The sequence below is a fragment of the Natrinema sp. LN54 genome (assembly GCF_052439245.1).
Lineage (GTDB): Archaea > Halobacteriota > Halobacteria > Halobacteriales > Natrialbaceae > Natrinema > Natrinema versiforme_A.
The window spans coordinates 835,786-855,007 of record NZ_JBQVRP010000001.1 but is presented as its reverse complement, the minus strand read 5'-3'; the positions used below and the strand labels follow the sequence as shown (position 1 = coordinate 855,007).

The window sequence follows — 19,222 nt, the reverse complement described above, 5'->3', positions numbered from 1 at the left end:
CGAGAAGTATTTACTCGTAGCCGAGTTAGGAATGGATATGATGTGGCAAGACCTGATATTCCTCGCCGGAAGCGCCCTCTCGATCGTGTTCCTCGCGCCGACGGTGCGCGACGCGACGGCGAACATCCCCCTCGGCTCGAGCGTCCCGTCGATGACCATCGGCGCGATCTACGCCGCGACGTACGCGACGATGGGAATGACCTTCTCGGCCGCGGGCTCGCTCGGCGTCGCGGCGATGTGGTCGCTGATCGTCTCCTTCCGCTCGCCCGGTCCGCACGACGGCCCCGCGAACATCGTCCGGTTCGCACGCTCGCTGACCCGGCAGGCCCGTCAGGCCGTGACCGAAGAGGAGTACGCCGCGCCCGGCCAGTCCGCCGACTAACTCAAGCGTTCGGCCCGATTTCACCCGTTTTCTGCTGGCGCTTTTTTGACGATAGCGACTGGTCCCGCCAGCCGCCCGGCCTCGAGTCCGCCGGCTAAGTGGGGGATCGTCGGTGCCGAGACCGTGGAAGCTTTGATCCCGCCGAAATAGGCTGTACACATGCACACGCGAGTCCGCGGATTCGGGGGAGGGAGGTCGCCGTGATCGACGACGTCGAGGGACTCCTCGAGGAGATCGGGTTCGACCCCGAGACGAGCGTGTTGACCTACCGGCAGGCGCAGGTGCTCGCACTGCGCGAACGCGACGTCTCGCAGGCCGACATCGCCGACGCGCTCGGGACCTCGCGGGCGAACGTCTCGTCGATCGAGTCGAGCGCCCGCGAGAACGTCGCGAAAGCCCGCGAGACGGTCGCGTTCGCCGAGGCGCTCCGCGCGCCGGTCCGGGTTCGGGTTCCCGAGGGAACCGACCTCTACGACGTGCCCCAGTTGGTCTACGACGCCTGCGACGAGGCCGGCGTCAAGGTCGATCACACCGCGCCGGACCTGATGAAGGTCGTCAGCGACGCCGCAGGGTCGGCCGTCACCGGGCGACAGGTGTCGACGCCGCTGATCGTCGGGGTGACCTCGGAGGGAATGGTCCGCGTTCGCCATCAGGGCTGAATCGATGGAACGGCGTCGACTCGAGGTCTCGTCCCGCCGGGATTAGCCGGTCGAGACGAAATGCAGCCCGACGATTCCGACGACGATGAGGGACAGAAAGACGAGGCGAGCAAGCGTCACCGGTTCGTCGAGCAACGCGATTCCGAGCGTCGCCGTCCCGACCGCACCGATCCCCGTCCAGACCGCGTACGCGGTTCCGATCGGCAACGTCTGGACCGCCCGCGAGAGCAGTACCATACTCAGGAGGAGCGCGACCGCCGTTCCGACGGTCGGGATCGGCCTCGAGAGTCCATCGGAGTAGTGGAGCCCGATCGCCCACGCGATTTCGAACAGTCCCGCGACGAAGAGCAGCGGCCACGACATCGGTGTCACCCCGTCCGGCCTCAGCCAACTATAGCGCGGCGATGTCCGCCCGACCGGCGCGCTGCAATCGCGTCTGATTCCCGGAGAGATTTGTAGGCCGCCCCCGTCGACCCCGGTATGGACTTCGACCTCGACGGCAACAGCGCACTGGTGACCGCCGCCTCGAGCGGCCTCGGCTTTGCGAGTGCACGGGCGTTGGCAGCGGACGGCGCGAACGTCGCGATCTGTGGCCGCGACGCGGAGCGGCTCGCGGATGCGCGCGAAGAACTCTCGGAGACGGGGGACGGCGAGGTGCTCGCCGTGCAGGCCGACCTCACCGACCCGGACGACGTCTCCCATCTCGTGAGCGAGACGGTCGACGCCTTCGGCGGACTCGACCACCTCGTCACCTCCTCGGGCGGTCCGCCGAGTACGACCTTCCTCGAGACCGACGAACAGGACTGGTATCAGGCCTACGACCTGCTGGTGATGAGCGTCGTCTGGACGATCGAGGAGAGCTACGACCACCTCCTCGAGTCCGACTACGGGACGATCACCTGCATCACCTCGCGTACCGTCCGGGAAGTGGCGGACGGCTTGCTGCTCTCGAACTCGGTGCGCCGGGGCGTGATCGGCCTCGTCAAGACTGTCTCGCGGGAGTTCGCCCCCGAAATCCGGGCCAACGCGGTCCTGCCGGGGACGATCGAAACATCCCGGATCGAGGAACTCCTCGAGGCTCGCGTCGAGCGCGGCACCTACGACGACTACGAGGCGGGGCTGGCGGCGATGGCCGACGACATCCCGATGGACCGCATCGGTGAGCCGCGCGAGCTGGGCGACGTCGTCGCATTCCTCTCGAGCCCGCGAGCGAGCTTCGTCAACGGAGCCGAGATCCCGATCGACGGCGGGCTGTTGCGGAGCTAACGCGGGCCGCGCGGTCGGACTCCGCGGGACCGTCGCGCCGTCACCCCCGTCCCGCAGCGGGCACCCGGGCCCCGAACCGTAACCCTCTCGGATCCCCTCCGGAGAGTGGGGGTGTGTACGGTCCAATTCGAGTCGCCGGCTACCTCGCGTTGCTGGTGACGCCGGCCGCATTGCTTCTCGGCGCCGCCCGTGCGCCGCCGGAGCTCCACACCGGGACAGTGGGCATTCCGCTCGGGGTCGCCCTCGCCGGCACCGTCGTCGCCGCGACGGAGCCCCGACGACTCCTCCGGCTCGAGGGACCCGGACTCGCTCGAGCGGACGCCGTCGACGCGGTCGCGGTCGCGGCCGCGGCGGTCGTCACGTACGGACTGAGCGTTCACGCCGGCGTCGGCCCAGTCGTGGCCGCCGCAGTCGTCGGCCTGCTCGTCGGCGTCGGGCTCCCCCGGATCGACGGCTCGGCCTACTGCGGGACGTTCGTGGGGATGGCCTCGCCGGCGCTGTTTCCCTCCCTCGAGTCGGTCGCGACCGCGGGGGCGGTCGCCGGCCTCGCGTTCGTCGCGACGACGGGCGCGTTCGACGGCTTCGGCGGCAAGTACGGGACCATCGCTCTCTTCGGCTGCATCGCGACGGCGGCGCTGTTCGACGTCGATTACGCCGCCGCCGGCGGCCTCGATCCTCGACTCGGCCCGCCGGTCGTCCTCGTCGCCGTCGTCGCGGCGGTCGCGACCGTCGCGCTGCGGACCCGCGGTGGGGCCAGTTCCGTCGTCGCTTCCGCCGCAGTCGGGGTGGTCGCCGGGGTCGCGTTTCCGTCGGTGCTGCCGGAACTGGGGCCGACGCTGGCCGCGGTCGCCTTCTGTGCCTCGTTCGTCGGGATGTCGAGCGACGAGCGGCTGTCGGCCGCGCAGATCGCGGCCGCCGGCCTCCTCTCCGGCCTCGTCTACCTCGCGGTCGCGCCGGCCCTCGCCGGTTCGGGCGGCAAACTCGGAACCACCGCGTTCGTCTCCTGTCTCGCCGTCGCCGGCGCGGTTCGCCTCTCGGCCGTCGGCCGCTCGCACGTCCGTCGGTCGACCCAGTAGGTCCGTTTTCGGTCGCTGTCCCATCTCGGATAATCGCCACGGGCAGTCGTCGCACACCCGATCGCACGACGGCGGTACGTCATTCCGTGCGACCGCGGAGGTATAGTTTTAATAGCGACCGGACATGATAGTCGACTAACTACTGTGTCCCGACTTCGCGACACCCTCGCGGACCTGACCGACGAGCGGTTCCGAACGGCGGTCCTCCTCGGACTCGCGTCGATCCCGTTTACCGTCGCCCTCTCGTGGGAGTCCGCGCCGACGTCGTTTTCGGCCGAAGCCGTCGTCGCAGCCGGTCTGCTCGCCGGCCTCCACTACGCCGACCGCTCGAGCGAGAACGCCGACGTCGGCCTCCTCGAGGGGCTTCGGTACGGCAAGCGACCGGCCGTGAGCCGCCGGGCCGGTGTGGTCGTCGGCGTCGTCGGCTCCGCGCCGGCAGTCGGCTGGGCGATCGGCTACATGCTCGAGCGCGCGTGGTCCCTGTCGGGCTGGCTGGGAGCAGCCACTGTTGCCCTGCTCCCGGCCGTCGTTCCGCTTCTCGTCGCGCTCTTCGCGCTGGCCGGCGGCGTCGGCGCGGCGGTCGGTGACTGGCTGGTCACGCGGGTCGACCGGGCTCGAGACAGGGCTCGGTCACGGGCGGAGCCGGACGCGGACGGCGATGTCTCCGGCTGGTGGCGCTGGGTCGTCGCGTATATCGTCTTCGCGCCGGCGGTGTTGCTCTACACGTTCGGCGTCGGACCGGAGAGCGGTGCCGCGTTCGCCCTCTCGGTGCTGGCGCTGCTCGTGTTAGTTCCGTTCTCCCTCTTCGTCGCCGTCGCGCTCTTCGAGGACGCGGTGACCCTTCGGGAGGTGGGACGCGACCGAGGGCCCAACTACTGGGCGTACGTCGGCGCGCCGCTGGCCGCCTACGCCGTCGTGTATCTGGTCGCGACGGTGCTGGCGTCGCCGAACCCGTCGGGGGACGGTGTGTACGGGTTCGTCGTCGCACTCTGGATTTCATCGGCCGTCTACCTCAGGTACAGGCGTCGATACGTCGGAACGGCCTGATCAATCCGTGGCCCGCGCTCAATCGGCGGAAATCTCGCAGGTTCCCTCGTAGGCCACGTCCCCGACGGACTCGATTTCGGGGTCCTCCCCGCAGACCGGACACGCCGGGTTCGACTGGATCGGCACCTCCTCGAAACTCATGCCCATCGCGTCGTACATCAGCAGCCGTCCCTCGAGCAGATCGCCCTTCTCGAGGAGGTACTTGACGACCTCGGTGGCCTGAATACAGCCGACGGTGCCGGGGAGGACGCCGAGCACGCCGGTCGTCGCGCAGTCGGGGACGGTGCCGGGCTCGGGTGCCTCGGGGAAGAGACACCGATAACACGGCGGTGACTCGTCGCGGTCGCCGCCGCGCTCGTTGGTGAACGACGTGATCTGGCCCTCGAAGCGGTAGATCGCGCCGTGGAACAGCGGCGTCTCGGTGAGCACGCAGTGGTCGTTGAGCAGGTACCGGGTGGCGAAGTTGTCGCTGGCATCGAGGACGATGTCGTACTCCGCGACGAGGTCCGCGACGGTGTCGGCCGTGACGCGGGTCTCGTGGGTCTCGACCTCGATGTCGGGGTTCAGCGCCGCGACGTAGTCGGCGGCGCTCTCGACTTTCGGTCGGCCCACGTCGTCGTCGCGGTGGACGATCTGGCGCTGCAGGTTCGACCGCTCGACGACGTCGTCGTCGACGATACCCAACCGGCCGACGCCGGCCGCCGCGAGGTACTGGATCGCCGGTGAACCGAGCCCGCCCGCACCGACGACCAGCACGGAGCCCTCGAGCAGCCGTTGCTGGCCCTCGGGGCCGATCTCGTCCATGATGACGTGTCTCGAGTAGCGATCGAGTTGGGTCGCGTCGAGGCGCAGGTCGCTCATGGGGGAGTGTTCGCACGAGAGCGAGAAAAGTTCGCGGGTCGGTTCGCTCCGACGGCGCGGCGGTGGGGTGTGACGGCGACGGCGTTCGTTTCGTGGTCGCCGGGACGACGCGTCTCTTCGCGGAGGTGGCAGGATCTTCACCGACCCAACGATTTAATACTGTGGTTACCATTCACACACCTATGGCAACCTCACCCAATGATGCCGGTGACGACGTCATCGATCAATTCCTGTCCGATCGCGGTCACTCGGTCGAACGAGTAGGGTGGGAGCAGGAGTATAACAAGAAGCAGTGTCCCGAATGCGGCGGGCTCCACGACACCTCCGCCAGCTCCTGTACCGTCTGTGGGTGGGAACCAGCGTCGTAACGCACGGGCGTTACGGGCGACTTCGGCACACCGTACGTGCCCCGGCTGTACCGCGCGTGATCCGCACCACTCGCCGTTTTCCGTTTCGTTCCGACACCCCGACCGCTGCCGTCGAGTCCGTTTCTCACAGTGTTCCAACACAATTATGGTGGATTACTTATCATATACCGGTGAGAATAACGATGCCGGAATGCCAGAACTGCGGCGGGTTCGTGACGGACGCGTACGCCCGGGTCTTCACCCCGCGCGAGGTCGACGATCCGCGCGTCTGCCCGGACTGTCAGGACAAGATTCGCGACGGTGCCAACGTCCGAGAGGCGCGCTCTCCTCGCGATCCCTAACCGCCAGTTTCTGTCGAAGAAAACCCACGTCACTTATGGGTGTCGCGCCCTTGTATCGCTACAATGACTACGACGGATACGACGGTTACCCGCCTGTTCGGTGGTCCGGGGAGCGGGAAGACGACCGCTCTTCTCGACCACGTCGAGGAAATTCTCGAGCAGGACGGTGTCACCTTCCGCGACATTCTCGTCGTCTCGTATACGCGAGCGGCGGCCCAAGAGGTTCGCGAGCGGCTCGCCGAGCGCCTCGACGAGAGCCCGCGTGCGCTGCAGGGAAACGTCTGTACGATGCACGCCAAGGCCTACGAACTGCTCGATCTCTCTCGCAGCGACGTGATCGGCGAATCCGATAAGGAGGAGTTCTGCGACGAGTACGGCATCGAGTACGAGGACGAGTACTCGGGTGCCGGCCGCCGGACCGCCCGGTCGACGACGATCGGCAACAAGGTTATCGCGACGAGCCAGTGGCTCCAGCGGACCAGCCGCGATGTCTCCGACTGGTACGATGTCCCCTTCCAGTGGGACGAGGAGGAAGTCAGACTGCCGCCCGAAATCGACCCCAACGCACAGGAGGGCAACAAGTACACGCCGACCTGGCCCAGCGACGACGACCGGATCGATGTCCCCGAGGCGATCCGTGCGTGGCGCTCCTACAAGGGTGACAACGGGAAGATCGGCTTCGCGGACATGCTCGAGCGGGTCCAGCAGCGCTCGCTGCTGCCCAGCGTCGACTATCTGGTGATCGACGAGTTCCAGGACATCACGACGCTACAGTACGACGTTTACGAGGAGTGGAAACCGCACATGAAACAGGTCCTGATCGCCGGCGACGACGACCAGGTCGTCTACTCGTGGCAGGGTGCCGACCCCGCGCTCCTCCTCGAGGAGGAGGTCGACGAGGACGTCATCCTCCCGAACTCCTACCGACTGCCCTCGAACGTGCTCAACGCGGTCAACAAGGAGATCCGCCACATCGACCAGCGCCAGGACAAGGACCTCAAGCCGCGGACCGAAGGCGGGGCCGTCGAGGCGCGCACGAACGGCTCGATGCTCGACGTGGTCCGGATGGTTCGACGCACGCTCGTCGAGGGCGACGGCACCATCATGGTGTTGTTCCGGGCCCGCTACCAGATGTTCCAGTTCATCGACGAGTTCATCACCGAGGGGGTTCCCTTCACCTCGCTGACTGACCAGCGGATGTGGACCGACCGGCTCACCCAGTACGTCCGCGCCGTCGAGGCGATCGACGCCGGCGAGGACGTCACCGGCCTGCAGGCCCGCCGGCTCGCCGACATGCTCCAGGAGTCGGCGTTCGGCACCAACGATCGTGACGCCCTCTTCGACGAGATCGACGATCGACAGGAGGAAGCCGGGATCGACGACCTCGAGCAGCTCATGATCCCCGCGGAGGTCGTCGAGGACCACGCGCCGTTCATGCCCGGCCCGGGGTCGGCGGCCGACATGCTCCGCAAAGTCACCAACTTCCAGAAGAAGAGCATCCGCTCGTACTTCGCCATCGGCGAGTATCAGGGGATGGCGACCGACCGCGTCCGCGTCGGTACGATCCACTCCGCGAAGGGTCGCGAGGCCGACCACGTCTTCGTCGGCACCGACCTCACCGAGAAGGTCGTCGAGCAGATGGTCGCCACCGTCGACGACCCCACGGACGTCCCCAACTGCGAGGAGTTCACCAAGACCACCTCGCCGGTTCCCGTGCTGACCGACAACGAGCGCCGCGTCTTCTACGTCGGCATGTCCCGGGCCCGCGAACGGCTCGTCCTGCTCGAGAACCTCGTCGACGGCGCGCCGACGCTGCCGATCGACGTGCTGCTTCGGAATCAGCTGACCGATTCGACCCTCGAGGAACTGATCGAGGAGGCCCAGGAACCGGTCGCCGAAGCTGATGCGGACGAGGTCGAGGCCGAAGCCGAAGCGCCGTGACCGGTGGGAACGAATGCGGCGTCGCGGGCGCGGCTCGGTTTCCGGAGAGCGACAGTACGGTTGACGGCCGCGAGCGGCGCGACCGCGCGACGACGGTCGTCTCGAGGGCGCTCGCGGACCGCGACGCCGCCGCGTTCGTCCACGCCGGCACCGAGCGCGATCCGGGAATCCGATACAGCTGTCCCCAGCCGGTGACCGAACTGACCGCCGTCGCCTACGACGGGACCGCAAGCGAGTGGCTCGTCCGCTCGGCGGCCGACGCGGAGCGCGGCCATCCCGCCGAGCGACTCGCGTCGGCGCTCGCCGACCGCGGCCTCGAGGGCACGATTCTGACGCCCCCGAGAGTGCCACACGACGCCGCGCTCTACCTCGAGCGGGCCGGCTTCGAACTGGCGTCGACGGACGCCCTCGAACGCGCTCGAGCGACGAAGACGGCCGGCGAACGGGAGCGGGTCGCAGCCGCCCAGCGGGCGGCGAGCGCCGGAATCCGGCGGGCAGCGGCGGTACTCGCCGACGCGACGGTCGTCGACGGGCGACTCGCAGTGGACGCGAGCGACGGTGCCGATCCCGATCCGCTGACCCCCGCCCGGCTTCGGATTGCGATCGACGAGGCCGTCGTCGGTGCGGGCGCGTTTCCGGCGGGCAACACCGCCGTCAATCCCGGCTCGAGCACCGATTCCGACGCGCCGCTCCAACGCGGCGATCCGATCGTCCTCGAGACCGCTCCGCGCGGTCCGGCCGGCTACTACGGCGGCCTGGCTCGGACGCTCGTCGTCGACGGCGACGGCGGCCGGGAGCGCCGGGTCCACGTCGGCGTCACCCAGTCGTTTCGCTCCGCGCGGTCGATGCTGACCGCCGGAACCGAATCGGTGACCGCCGTCGAAGCCGACCTCGAGGCGGAGGTTCGCTCGTTCGGGTTCAGCGACGGCGACGCGATCGAAACGCGGGTCGCGGGCGTCGGCCTCGAGCCGCGCGAACGCCCCGTTGCCGGGGGCGACGAGATCGGCCCCGGGACCGTCGTGCGACTCGACGTGGCCGCTCGAGTGGACGCGGACGACTGGATCCGGATCGCCGACGTCATGGCGGTCACCGACGAGGGCGAGCGGCCGGACTGGCTGGCGGCGCCGTCGCAGTCGCTCGCGCCGACGGCACTGCTCGACTGATTTTCGCGTCGGTGGGACTCGAGAACCGATGGCGGTGATTCCGAACAGGTTCCCGATGAACACGTACGCTCGACAGTAGTACTGCTGGCAGCGGATGTCCCGCTCTCGCTGGTGGCAGGACATCGCCACGCCCTCCCCAGCCGATTCGCTCACTCACTTCGTTCGCTCGCTCATCCCTCGCGCAGTATCGAGTCGCGGTTCGCTTTCGCTCACCGCGCCACAGCGCGCGCCACCGCATGCGGTCCGTTTCGGGTAGTACGTCTCGAGCACGTTCCGTCCGCGCCACTCCCGTGTCCTCAGTCGTCGCCGCTCGAGCCTGCGTCGTACGCCGTTTCGCGGTCGGCGTCCAGCACGAACGGTCCTTCCTCGGGGGTTCGCTTCGTCACGTTCGCGGCCCGCAGGACGTACGACGTGAGGACGGCGTAGGGGGCGAGCGCGATCGTGTACGCGAGGCTGATGAAGACCGTCAGCGGCGTGTAGCCGAGGACGGTGATGTCGGGGAACAGCCCCGAGTCGAGCGCGAGCAGGACGTAGGTGATGAGGACGATCGTCGGGAGCGAGACCGTGAGGAGCGTCGTCGAGAGGTCCGAGAGCTCGAGTTTGTAGTACAGCGTCTTGAAGTACTCGCGACAGACCATGAGCGTGTGCAGCGTGTCCATGATGTCTTCGATCACGCGCTGCTCGGCGGCGGTGAGCTGGTCGCCGTACTCGGTGAGGATGCGCCGGGACTGGTAGAGCTGCCACGACGAATCGTAGTTCAGCCCCGTGAGGAGTTCGTCCGTCGAGCCGTTCGGAACCCGCGAGAGCGTCGTCAGCACCTCCTCGGTGTTCGCGTGGATGTCGGCCTGCAGCCGGTCGACCTCGTCGCGGTACTCCCGACCGGCGGCCCCCTCGAGTCCCTGTAGCTCGTCCGCGCGCTCCTTGATCGACCGGAGGACGACCGCGGTGAACTGCCCCGGTCGCGCCGGGCTCACGTCGACGATGTCCCGGTCCTCGAGTCGCCCCTGAAAGTCGATGGTCGTGTCGACCCGTTCGGACTGGTTGCCAAGCGAGGTGAGCTCCTGCGAGATGCCGACGGCGGCGATCGAGACGACGATCGAGACCAGCAGGATCGTCCCGGAAAGCAGCGTGTTGAACACGGTCTGGACCATCGTCGTCTCGCTCAGGAGGTCCTGATACTCGATCGGCCAAATCCCGCCCATCACGAGCAAGACGGCGAAGACGGCGGCGAGCAACGCGGTCGCGACCCGTTCGCGGTCCCCGTCGAACAGGAGCCACCGCTTGACTCGGTTCTCGCTCGAGCGGTCGAGCCGTCCCCGCGAGGCCCCGACGCGATCGCGGGCGGACCGGAGCAGCGACTCGCCATCGATCATCGGTAGATGGCCGACAGCCCCGACGGGTAAATAGCTACCACCGTCGCGTGGTCACGCGCTGTCAACACAGGCGGTGTGCGTGAATCGATCAGCTGTACGAACCGCTCCCCCGGTGCTACCGCTCGTCGTCGGGTTCCGGCTCCGCGTCCGGCTCTTTCGTGACCGTTCCGACGACCCGTTGCGCCAGAATCTCGGGGATATCGGTGGGCATCGTCAGCCAGTGTTGGATCACCACGAGCCCGATCGCGAGTCCGATGAGCGCCCCGCCGAACAGCGGCCGATCGCCGTTGAGAAGCCCGATCCCGGCCATCGCCGCGGGGAGCGCGAAGACGAGCGTGCCCGCGAGTTTGATCGTATCGATAATACCGGCCATTAGTGGGTGATCGCGGGGGACGACCAAAAACGCGACGACGACTCACGCTCGGATCGACGCGGGCCGGAGCGAGCACGGACGGACCCGGAACGGCTTTCCCCCGTCGTCCGCCACCTGTACGTATGTTCACGGGAATCGTCGAGGAGACCGGCGAGATCGTCGCTCGAGAGCGCACCGAGGACGGCCTCCGGCTGCGGATCGGTGCCGACGAGGTCGCGACGGGACTCGACTACGGCCAGAGCATCAGCGTCAGCGGCGCGTGTCTCACGGTCGAGGAGCACGCCGACGGCGAGTGGTTCGAGGTCTTCCTCGCGACGGAAACCGTCGAGCGGACGTATCTCGGCGACCTCGCCGAGGGCGAGACGGTCAACCTCGAGCGGGCGATGCCGGCCGACGGCCGGTTCGACGGCCACGTCGTGCAGGGCCACGTCGACGCGGTCGCGACCGTCAGAAACGTCGAGTCGGTAGATGAAGACTGGTTCTTCGAGTTCGACCTCCCGGAGGGGTACGACCGCTACGTCGTCGAGAAGGGGTCGATCACGCTCGACGGGATCAGCCTCACCGTCGCCGATCTCGACACCGAAACCGGGCGGGTGACCGTCGCCATTATCCCGACGACCTACGACCTGACGACGCTCTCGGAGAAAGAACCCGGCGATCCGGTCCACCTCGAGGTCGACGTGCTCTCGAAGTACGTCGAACGGCTGCTCGAGGCGCGGTTCGACTGACGGTCACGGTTTGCGTTCTCTTCCGGCGACGTTCGCAACTACGGTTTAGTGGCTGGCTGTTGGAGGGCCGATATGACCGAGAGACGGACGCCGGAGTTCGACCACGACGTAGCGACCGCGATCGTCACGGGCACGACCGGCGACGTCGGTTCGTGGGTCGTCGATCGATTGGCGGACCGGGGCGTCCACGTCGTCGGGCTCGATCTCGAGCGACCCGACGGCGTGCGAGCGAACGCCGACTTCCGGGCCGTCGACCTGACCGAGCAGGGGCCGACGTGGGAGACGATCGAGGAGGTCGACCCCGACGCGGTCGTCCATCTGGCCGCGATGTCGGACCCCGATTCGACGCCCGGAACGCAACTCTTCGAGAACAACGTCACGAGCACGTACAACGTGCTGGTCGCGGCCGGGCGGGCGGAGACCGATGTCGTCTGGACCTCCTCGCAGGCGACCTACGGCGCGCTGTTTTCCGAGACCGACTGAACCCCCGACTCCCTGCCGATCGACGAGTCCCACGAGCGCCGACCCGAGGATCCCTACGGGCTCTCGAAGCGCTGCGGCGAGGCGACCGCTCGAGCGATCGCGCGCCGCTACGGTATCTCAGTGACCACTATCCGGCCGGCGACGATCTTCACGCCGGATGGGGCTCGAGCGCGCCCGTCAGAGGACGCCACGGATCTCTCCGAGGCGGCGTCGGGCGGCGATTTCGGTTCCTACGTCGACGTGCGAGACCTCGCCCGCATGGTCGAGGCGGCGCTCGCGAGCGACCACGACGGCCACGAGGCGGTACTGGCGGTCGCCGACGAGAACTATCTCGGCCGGCCCACGCGGGAGTTGGTCGAGACGGTCTGTGGCGACCTGCCCGCCGACTGCGGCCTCGAGGGCAAGGACGCCGCGCTCTCGAACGCGAAGGCCGCCGCGTTGCTTGACTGGACGCCGACTCACTCGTGGCACGACGGCGCCGACGGGGACGCGTCCGGTCCGACGTGGTTGTGAGGACGCGACAGAAGCCCGTGAGTTCGTGTCCGCGGCTCGAATCCGTGGGGCCTGCTGACCGTCGCGACCGGTGGTCGTCAGCGCTGTGGCGGCTCGAACTCGGTCAGTTCCGGCCGCGAATCGCCGTCGACGCCGTTCGTGACCGACTGATAGGTCCGGCGGTAGCGAGCGATCTTCCGGTAGAGGTAGTAGCCGATCGCGAGGTCGTAGACGATCACGTAGCCGACGAACGCGAGCCCGGTGCCGATCGGGAGGAAACTGGTGATGATCTCGGGGGCGATCCCGACCGTAACGTTGTACGTCCCGTGGACGAAGGCGGCGACGAGCAGCCCCTTGAGGACGATCGGGCCGGCGTACTCCCGGTTGAACTTCGCCAGCCCGAGGTAGTAGCCCGCGATCGCGGAGTAGATGACGTGGCCGGGACCCGCCAGCGCCCGAACCGTCGCGATCCCGCCCGCAGTGGTGAGGAGGCCCGCCTCGGGGTCTGCCTCGCCGACGACGCGGCCGATGTAGATCGCGTTCTCGATGGCCGCGAAGCCGAGTCCGGCGACGGCCCCGTAGACCGCGCCGTCGATGACCGCGTCGAAGCTATCGCTCCGATAGGCGAACACCTGCACGGCGAGTAGCTTCACGCTCTCCTCGATGGGGCCGACGATCAGGTAGAAAAAGAGGAGGCTACCGAGGAACCCGACGCCGAACAACGGCCGCGTGACGGAGTTGACGACCGCGGCGAACGTCGCGAACAGGATCGCCAGCAGGAAGGTCACGACCACCAATCGAAGCGGTTCGCTCGTCGTGATATCGGCGTACCAGATATAGGCCGCGAGCAGCCCCGCCGGGACGACCGACAGCGCGAAGAAACCGGCGAGGTACGGATCCTCGAGGACGAGCGCGGCCGGCGAGACGAGCAGGGAGAGCGTGATCGCGAGCGCGATCAACAACACGATCGCCCGGAACCCGTAGCTGACCGCGTTGTAGAGCGTGTACGCGAACAGATCCGGGATCGATCGCGGTTCCCACGTCGAGACGTCGTAGAGATCCCTCGATCCGTCGCCGCTTCGCTCCGCCGCTCGTTCGACCGGGTCGCGCCTGCGCTCCATGGCCGTGTGTATACGCGCCGGCCCGGTATAGGTTCGGCAACCGGCGACGGACAGTACCCGTTCAGTGTCCGACGGCCGCACTCAGTCGTCGTCCGCACTCGATGCCGAGTCCGGGATATCCGCCGCCGACCAGACGGGAGCCGTGCGGTCGATCTTGTCGTTCCAGCCGGCAACGAGCGTCGTGATGGCCAAGTCGCCGGTCACGTTGTTCATCGTTCGCAGGCGGTCGAGGATCGGATCGACGCCCGCCACCATTCCGACGACCTCGAGCGGGAGGCCGAGTTGCGTGAGGACCATCGTGAGCATTATCAGTCCACTCCCGGGAACGCCAGCGGTGCCGACGCTCGCGAGGAGGGCCGTCGTGACGACGGTGAGCTGTTCGCCGATGGTCAGGGTCTGTCCGACCATGTTGGCAGCGAAGACCGCCGCGACGCCCTGATACATCGCCGTCCCGTCCATGTTGATCGTCGCGCCCAGCGGCAGCGAGAAGCTGTAGACCTCCTCGTCGACACCGAAGTTCTCGTCGGCGTCGTTCATGGTGACCGGGAGCGTCCCGCTAGAGGAGCGGATCGAGAGCGCGGTCACCATCGCTTCCTTGCTGCCACGGAGGAAATCGACCGGAGACTCCCGGAGCAGCCCCCACTGGATGATCAGCAGGTAGGTGATGCCGATGTGGAGTCCGACTGCAATCGCGAGCGCGCCGATGAGTTTGACGAACGGCGCGATCGCGTCGACCCCCGCGTTACCGAACGTTGTCGCCATCAGGGCGAAGACGCCGATCACGCCGTACTCCATGACGCCCCAGACGACCTTGAACATCGCTTCCGCGCCGGTCTCCGCGAGTTCGAATACCGTTTCGGTGCCCTCGTGGACGGCCGAGCTGACATCGTACTCGTCTTGTAGATAGGCCAGCGCGAGTCCGAACACGATCGTGAAGAAAATCGTCGGGAGGACGTCCCCGTTCGCCATCGCCCCAATCGGGTTCGTCGGCACGATGTTCATGAAGACCTCGACGATGTCGGGAGCCTCTTTGGTCTCGACGCTCGCGTCGGCCACCTCCAGTCCGGTCCCGGGATTGATGAGATTAGCGACGAACAGCCCGACAGCGATCGCGATCGCTGTCGTGGCCAGATACAGCGTTATGACCTGCCCGCCGATCTTTCCGAGGTTCGACGGCGAGAGCCGTCTAGCGCCCATGAGAAGCGTGAAAACGATGATCGGAATCACGATCATCTGAAGTAGCCGGACGAAGAGATCGCCGAGCGGCTCAAGCCGCGTCGCCGGTTCCCCGACCGCCAGGCCGAAGAGTGAGCCAAGAACGAACGCGACACCGATGCGGTAAATAATCGGAACGGATCGATATTGATCGTAGAGCTGCCGGATTGCCATTGTTATATCCTCTGTCGAAACACACGATCAATAAAAACACCGATACCGAACCATTCGATTGGTATATGCGGGTTTGGTGGTGGGAATTGATATTCTAGACTATTCCCGTATGTTTGCTAATATTTGTATAGGAATTAACGTTGGTGGCGGAGATCCTGTACGAACGGAACGTCCCACTCACTCGATCGCGGGCTGACTGGGATTCTGACAGCACCCCTCCACCGTTTCTAGGACGGCGACAAAATGCGGCCGGCTCGACTATCACGGGCTCACGAGAACCGATCACTTCGATAGACGGCGCGGACTCGGAATTATCAAAGGCCTCCCGGCCCAATCGGCGGGTATGCACTTCGACCAGCGAACCCAGCAGGCGCTTCGCGACGTCGGCCTCGAGACCGACGATCTCCGGGCCGCCTCGGAGGCGGTCGTCGAGGCCGTCGCCGAGGACGCGGCCGCACTCGAGGCGTTCTTCGCCGACCACGACACCGTCTACTCCGACATGGACATGGCCCACTCGAGTTCCGACTATCCGGAACACGAGGTCGACTACGCCGACTTGACGACCCACGCCGACGAGATGCGCGGTTGGCTCCGCTTCGAGACGTGGGGCGTCTCCGTCGAGGACGGCCGGATTTTAGACGAGGACTACGTCGAACTCTCGCTCGGGCCGACGATCAACGATCGGGTGCGGTTCGCCGCCGACCGCGATATCCTGCGATGACGACGGCTCGAGTCCGGGGCATCTACACGACGGCCGTCACCCAGCTGTTGAGCGAGGCTGATTGCGAGGTCGTCCAGGCCTCCGAGCCGATTCGGGAGCGCTTCGACCAGTCGTTCGACGCTGCGCCGGCCGACGCGACAATCGAGACGACCCGCGACCGGCAGGGGGTCGAAATTTCGGGCGATCCCGACGCGGTCGAGACGGTCGCCGGGGAACTCGAGACCCTCGCGATCGACGCCTTCCGCTGGGACGACGACATCCCTCGCGGCGCGGTCTTCGACGCGGAAGTGCTCGAGGCCGCCGGCGGCAGCGGTGCGGTGGTCGATCTCGGCGACGGTCAGCGCGGCTATCTCAACTACGACGACGCGGACGGCTACGTGGACGCCGGCGACCGGTACCGGGTGCAGGTTCACGAACCCGCGCCGCCGTGGGACGACGACCGCCCGCTCGTGCGACCGGCGCTCGAGGTGCAGGGTGGCCTCTGTACGCTCTCGAAGGACCGGACCGGCGTCTCGGCGGCGCTGCGGGGCGAGCGCGCGGAGGAACTGGTCGGCATGACCGATCTGCTCTCGGTCGACGTACCCGACGGGTGGGGACTGCGCTGGCAACACGCCGCGACCGACGCCGACCTCGCGGCGATGGGCACCGCGCTCGAGGACGCGGTGAGTCGGGCGCGGGTGCTCGAGGACGCGCTCGCCGACGCGCCGGAGGACCCCGGTGAGCCGGGACTGCTCGCCACGCCCCGGCGGACCAAGTGGTGCTGGTTCGGTCGCGAGACCCGGTTCGCGCTGGACGGCGTCCGGCGGCGAGTCGAGACGACGATGCCGGGCCATCACCGGTCGAAGGCCGCCGATCGGGCCGCGAGCGCCGCGGTCGACTTCGCGGAGGCGGTCTGTGGTTCGATGGGAGCGGACGTGGCGGCCGACGGCGAGTTCCCCTTCGCCGCGGTCGCCCGACAGTTCGGTCCGATAAAGGGCGACCGCCTCGAGATCGGCCACGGCAAACCCGACGGCCGGCTCATCTCGCTGGGTCGCGGCGAGGTCACCGAGTGGGACCCCGAGGGGAAGGTGACCCTCGAGCGCTCCATGCGCGGGGGCGGCAGCTACGACGCGCTCGGCGTCGCGAAGGAATCGGGCGACGTGGCCGTGACGAAGTTCCGCGAGGGCCGCTGGTGGTATCCGACGACGTACAAGGCCGCCGACGGTACCTCGAAGGGAACCTACGTCAACGTCTGTACCCCCGTCGAACTGTTCCCCGACACGGTTCGATACGTCGACCTCTACGTCGACGTGATCCGTCAGGGGGACGGCACGGTCGAAATCGTCGACGCGGACGAACTCGAGGCCGCCGTCGACGACGGTCTGGTCGGCGAGGAGTTAGGCGAGAAAGCGATGGACGTGGCCGAAGCGGTCGAGCGCGCGCTCTCGAACTGACCGACTCGAGGCGGGTGCCGAGTTTCGTCGCCTATGCGTTTTCTGACCGGTCGTCCGCCGGCGTGTGAATCCGGTCGTCGAGGACGATCTCGAGGCGGCCGTCCGCGAACAGCCGGTCGATCTGGCCGTGCGTGAACCGGCCGTCGCAGTCCTCACCGACGAAGGTGACGAGGCGGTCGGTTCGCTCGACGACGGTGGCCAGCGAGTCGCCGGTCCGGTAGTAGTAGCGAACGGTCGTTCCGGGGTGGAGCGCCTCAGCAGTGACGCTGAGATATTTCCGGCGGTGGAGGGTCATACCCCGGGAACACGGCGAAATCGATATAGCTCTTCTGGCTGTCGACCGAACTCGCGGTGCCGGTCGGTGCTGTCGCAGTGGGCGATCGAACGGCGGTCAAATCGAATCGCAGTCAGTCCGACACGCTCGCGACCGTCTCGGTCCCGGTGGCGGTCGGGAGCAAGCCGACGTACTCGTCGAGATCGAGCGCGAACTCCCCCGCGGTCCGTGGGCGGATCCAGCGGAACTCGAACTCGGAGCCGTGTTCCCCACCGCCGTCGGTGACGGTGTGGGTCCAGCGGTCGCGCGGTTCGTGGACCGTCGAGTGGAAGAAGTGACGCACGTAGCGCCTGCCCTCGCGTCGCGTCCAAACGTCAGTCGTCAGGTGACTCGTCCCGTTCAACGACCCGAGGCCGCTCTCCTCGAGGACCTCCCTGAACAGCGCCTCGCGCGGCGATTCGCCCGACTCGAGCGTTCCTTTGGGGATCTGTAAGCCGTCGTGGCCCGGTCCCTCGAAGACCAGTAACTCGCCCGTGCCGCGAGTGATGTAGGCACAGGCCTTCTGGACGTAGGTTACGTCGCACATGATACAACGTACCACACCGTTCCGGCGTAAAAACCTATCATAGGGGTCATTAAATGACCTTAAGGTGGTCGAAAGATCGGTTCGGCGGTCGATCGACGAGCGTTGCGCGGTCAGTCGGAGGCGACAGGCGCGTCGTCCGTGACGGGCGCGGCACCGTCGATATAGGTGAAGAGCGTCGCCAGCGCCGGGCCGGAGACGTTATGCCAGACGCTGAAGAGGGCCGGAATCAACGCAGCCTTGGGACTGAAGTATACCGTCGCGAGCGTGACCGCCAGTCCGCTGTTCTGCAGGCCGACTTCGAACGCGCACGCTCGCGCCCGGTCTTCGGCCATGTTCGCCGCGTGGCCGATGGCGTAGCCGGACCCCAGTCCGAGGCCGTTGTGCAACACGACCGCGAGGAAGACGAGCGCGCTCGCGGCGAGGATCGTCTCGACGTTGAGGCCGACGACGGCTGCAACGATGGCGACGATGGCGACCACGCTGATCGCCGGGAAGATCGACAGCCCGGCCTGTGCGACCGCCGGCGCGTACTCGTCGAGCACGTAGCGCAACACGAGCCCGCCGATAACCGGGAGCAAGACGACCTTCACGATCGAGGTGGCCATCTCGCCGAACGTGACCGAGATCGATTCGCCCGCGAGCAGGACGATCCACGCCGGCATCACCAGCGGCGCGGCGATCGTCGTCACCGTAGTGATCGACACCGACAGCGCGACATCGCCGCGACCGAGGTAGGTCATCACGTTCGAGGCGGTCCCGCCCGGTGCCGCGCCGACGATGATCAGTCCGAGCCCGATCTCTTCGGGCAGTCCGAGCGCGAAGACGAGGACGTAGGCGATCGTCGGCATCAGGAGCCACTGGCTCATCGCCCCGATGGCGACGTCCCGCGGCCGCTCGAGAATGCGGCGGAAATCAGCCGGGGTCAGCGTCAGCCCCATACCGAGCATGATGATGCCCAGCAGCGGGGTGATATAGGGCCCGATCGGGGTGAACGTCTCCGGCGAGTAGAGCGCCAGCGGGGAGACGATCAGCACCCAGAGGACGAAGTACTTGCTCGTGACCGTTCCGATCCGTTCCAGCGTCCGTTGCCAACTCATCCGATTCTCACCGCTGTGGGAGACATAATCACCCGTCGGTAAGTGTGG

21 protein-coding genes and 1 pseudogene are annotated in these 19,222 nt (G+C 67.2%); 13 read left to right on the top strand and 9 right to left on the bottom strand.

The genetic code is table 11. The features are described from left to right. Positions 1-40 precede the first annotated feature (40 nt). The gene (locus tag ACT4ML_RS04300) at positions 41-382 is read left to right on the top strand and encodes a hypothetical protein (protein ID WP_444719885.1); all 342 of its coding nucleotides are present in this window, start codon (positions 41-43) and stop codon (positions 380-382) included. Positions 383-582: 200 nt separating this feature from the next. After that, on the top strand, positions 583-1,041 hold the full coding sequence (locus ACT4ML_RS04295; RefSeq protein ID WP_444719745.1) for a Tfx family DNA-binding protein: 459 nt from the start codon (positions 583-585) through the stop codon (positions 1,039-1,041). 42 nt (positions 1,042-1,083) lie between these two features. On the opposite strand, the gene ACT4ML_RS04290 is transcribed toward ACT4ML_RS04295, so the two are convergent. Continuing rightward, complete coding sequence (locus ACT4ML_RS04290; protein WP_444719744.1) at positions 1,084-1,404, bottom strand: DMT family transporter; 321 nt, start codon at positions 1,402-1,404, stop codon at positions 1,084-1,086. A 117-nt stretch (positions 1,405-1,521) separates the two neighbouring features. On the opposite strand from ACT4ML_RS04290, the gene ACT4ML_RS04285 reads away from it, so the two are divergent. From ACT4ML_RS04285 to ACT4ML_RS04275, 3 genes are all read left to right on the top strand, one after another. Further along, a complete protein-coding gene (locus ACT4ML_RS04285) occupies positions 1,522-2,307 on the top strand; it encodes an SDR family oxidoreductase (RefSeq protein WP_444719743.1) in 786 nt (261 codons plus the stop codon). Between the two features lie 113 nt (positions 2,308-2,420). After that, complete coding sequence (locus ACT4ML_RS04280) at positions 2,421-3,383, top strand: hypothetical protein (RefSeq protein ID WP_444719742.1); 963 nt, start codon at positions 2,421-2,423, stop codon at positions 3,381-3,383. 144 nt (positions 3,384-3,527) lie between these two features. Next, positions 3,528-4,430 (top strand): transposase, encoded by a 903-nt coding sequence (locus ACT4ML_RS04275; protein WP_444719741.1) that lies wholly within the window; start codon positions 3,528-3,530, stop codon positions 4,428-4,430. A gap of 18 nt (positions 4,431-4,448) precedes the next feature. Here ACT4ML_RS04275 and ubaA read toward each other — a convergent pair whose 3' ends face one another. After that, positions 4,449-5,291 carry an SAMP-activating enzyme E1 gene (ubaA, locus tag ACT4ML_RS04270; RefSeq protein WP_444719740.1) on the bottom strand — a complete coding sequence of 281 codons (843 nt, stop codon included), beginning with the start codon at positions 5,289-5,291 and terminating at the stop codon, positions 4,449-4,451. A 182-nt stretch (positions 5,292-5,473) separates the two neighbouring features. Here ubaA and ACT4ML_RS04265 point away from each other — a divergent pair, with 182 nt between their 5' ends. From ACT4ML_RS04265 to ACT4ML_RS04250, 4 genes are all read left to right on the top strand, one after another. Continuing rightward, positions 5,474-5,659 (top strand): HVO_0416 family zinc finger protein, encoded by a 186-nt coding sequence (locus ACT4ML_RS04265; RefSeq protein WP_138243702.1) that lies wholly within the window; start codon positions 5,474-5,476, stop codon positions 5,657-5,659. Positions 5,660-5,841: 182 nt separating this feature from the next. Further along, positions 5,842-6,000 carry a DUF7563 family protein gene (locus ACT4ML_RS04260; RefSeq protein ID WP_444719739.1) on the top strand — a complete coding sequence of 53 codons (159 nt, stop codon included), beginning with the start codon at positions 5,842-5,844 and terminating at the stop codon, positions 5,998-6,000. A gap of 63 nt (positions 6,001-6,063) precedes the next feature. Next, complete coding sequence (locus tag ACT4ML_RS04255) at positions 6,064-7,941, top strand: UvrD-helicase domain-containing protein (protein ID WP_444719738.1); 1,878 nt, start codon at positions 6,064-6,066, stop codon at positions 7,939-7,941. After that, a complete protein-coding gene (locus tag ACT4ML_RS04250; protein WP_444719737.1) occupies positions 7,938-9,104 on the top strand; it encodes a M24 family metallopeptidase in 1,167 nt (388 codons plus the stop codon). Before ACT4ML_RS04255 ends, ACT4ML_RS04250 begins: the two co-directional genes overlap by 4 nt. A gap of 296 nt (positions 9,105-9,400) precedes the next feature. On the opposite strand, the gene ACT4ML_RS04245 is transcribed toward ACT4ML_RS04250, so the two are convergent. Next, on the bottom strand, positions 9,401-10,477 hold the full coding sequence (locus ACT4ML_RS04245; RefSeq protein WP_444719736.1) for a hypothetical protein: 1,077 nt from the start codon (positions 10,475-10,477) through the stop codon (positions 9,401-9,403). Between the two features lie 115 nt (positions 10,478-10,592). Then, the gene (locus tag ACT4ML_RS04240) at positions 10,593-10,850 is read right to left on the bottom strand and encodes a DUF7533 family protein (RefSeq protein ID WP_444719735.1); all 258 of its coding nucleotides are present in this window, start codon (positions 10,848-10,850) and stop codon (positions 10,593-10,595) included. 122 nt (positions 10,851-10,972) lie between these two features. On the opposite strand from ACT4ML_RS04240, the gene ACT4ML_RS04235 reads away from it, so the two are divergent. Continuing rightward, complete coding sequence (locus ACT4ML_RS04235; RefSeq protein WP_444719734.1) at positions 10,973-11,578, top strand: riboflavin synthase; 606 nt, start codon at positions 10,973-10,975, stop codon at positions 11,576-11,578. Between the two features lie 72 nt (positions 11,579-11,650). Beyond that, positions 11,651-12,574 (top strand): annotated as a pseudogene (locus tag ACT4ML_RS04230) (NAD-dependent epimerase/dehydratase family protein). 77 nt (positions 12,575-12,651) lie between these two features. Here ACT4ML_RS04230 and ACT4ML_RS04225 read toward each other — a convergent pair. Then, positions 12,652-13,674 carry a PrsW family intramembrane metalloprotease gene (locus ACT4ML_RS04225; RefSeq protein WP_444719733.1) on the bottom strand — a complete coding sequence of 341 codons (1,023 nt, stop codon included), beginning with the start codon at positions 13,672-13,674 and terminating at the stop codon, positions 12,652-12,654. A gap of 81 nt (positions 13,675-13,755) precedes the next feature. Further along, complete coding sequence (locus tag ACT4ML_RS04220; protein WP_444719732.1) at positions 13,756-15,063, bottom strand: dicarboxylate/amino acid:cation symporter; 1,308 nt, start codon at positions 15,061-15,063, stop codon at positions 13,756-13,758. A 343-nt stretch (positions 15,064-15,406) separates the two neighbouring features. Between ACT4ML_RS04220 and ACT4ML_RS04215 the strand changes: the two genes are divergently transcribed. After that, on the top strand, positions 15,407-15,784 hold the full coding sequence (locus ACT4ML_RS04215) for a DUF7532 family protein (RefSeq protein ID WP_444719731.1): 378 nt from the start codon (positions 15,407-15,409) through the stop codon (positions 15,782-15,784). Then, positions 15,781-17,217, top strand: a complete 1,437-nt coding sequence (locus ACT4ML_RS04210; RefSeq protein WP_444719730.1) for a DUF402 domain-containing protein — start codon at positions 15,781-15,783, stop codon at positions 17,215-17,217. The genes ACT4ML_RS04215 and ACT4ML_RS04210 overlap by 4 nt, the downstream gene beginning before the upstream one ends. 31 nt (positions 17,218-17,248) lie before the next feature. Here the strand turns inward: ACT4ML_RS04210 and ACT4ML_RS04205 are convergent, their stop codons facing one another. The 3 genes from ACT4ML_RS04205 to ACT4ML_RS04195 all read right to left on the bottom strand — a co-directional run bounded on the left by ACT4ML_RS04205 (position 17,249) and on the right by ACT4ML_RS04195 (position 19,174). Continuing rightward, positions 17,249-17,512, bottom strand: coding sequence for a hypothetical protein (locus ACT4ML_RS04205; protein WP_138243711.1), 264 nt, complete (start codon positions 17,510-17,512; stop codon positions 17,249-17,251). A gap of 112 nt (positions 17,513-17,624) precedes the next feature. Continuing rightward, complete coding sequence (locus ACT4ML_RS04200; protein WP_444719729.1) at positions 17,625-18,077, bottom strand: NUDIX hydrolase; 453 nt, start codon at positions 18,075-18,077, stop codon at positions 17,625-17,627. A 110-nt stretch (positions 18,078-18,187) separates the two neighbouring features. Beyond that, positions 18,188-19,174 carry a bile acid:sodium symporter family protein gene (locus ACT4ML_RS04195; RefSeq protein ID WP_444719728.1) on the bottom strand — a complete coding sequence of 329 codons (987 nt, stop codon included), beginning with the start codon at positions 19,172-19,174 and terminating at the stop codon, positions 18,188-18,190. Between the last annotated feature and the right edge of the window lie 48 nt (positions 19,175-19,222).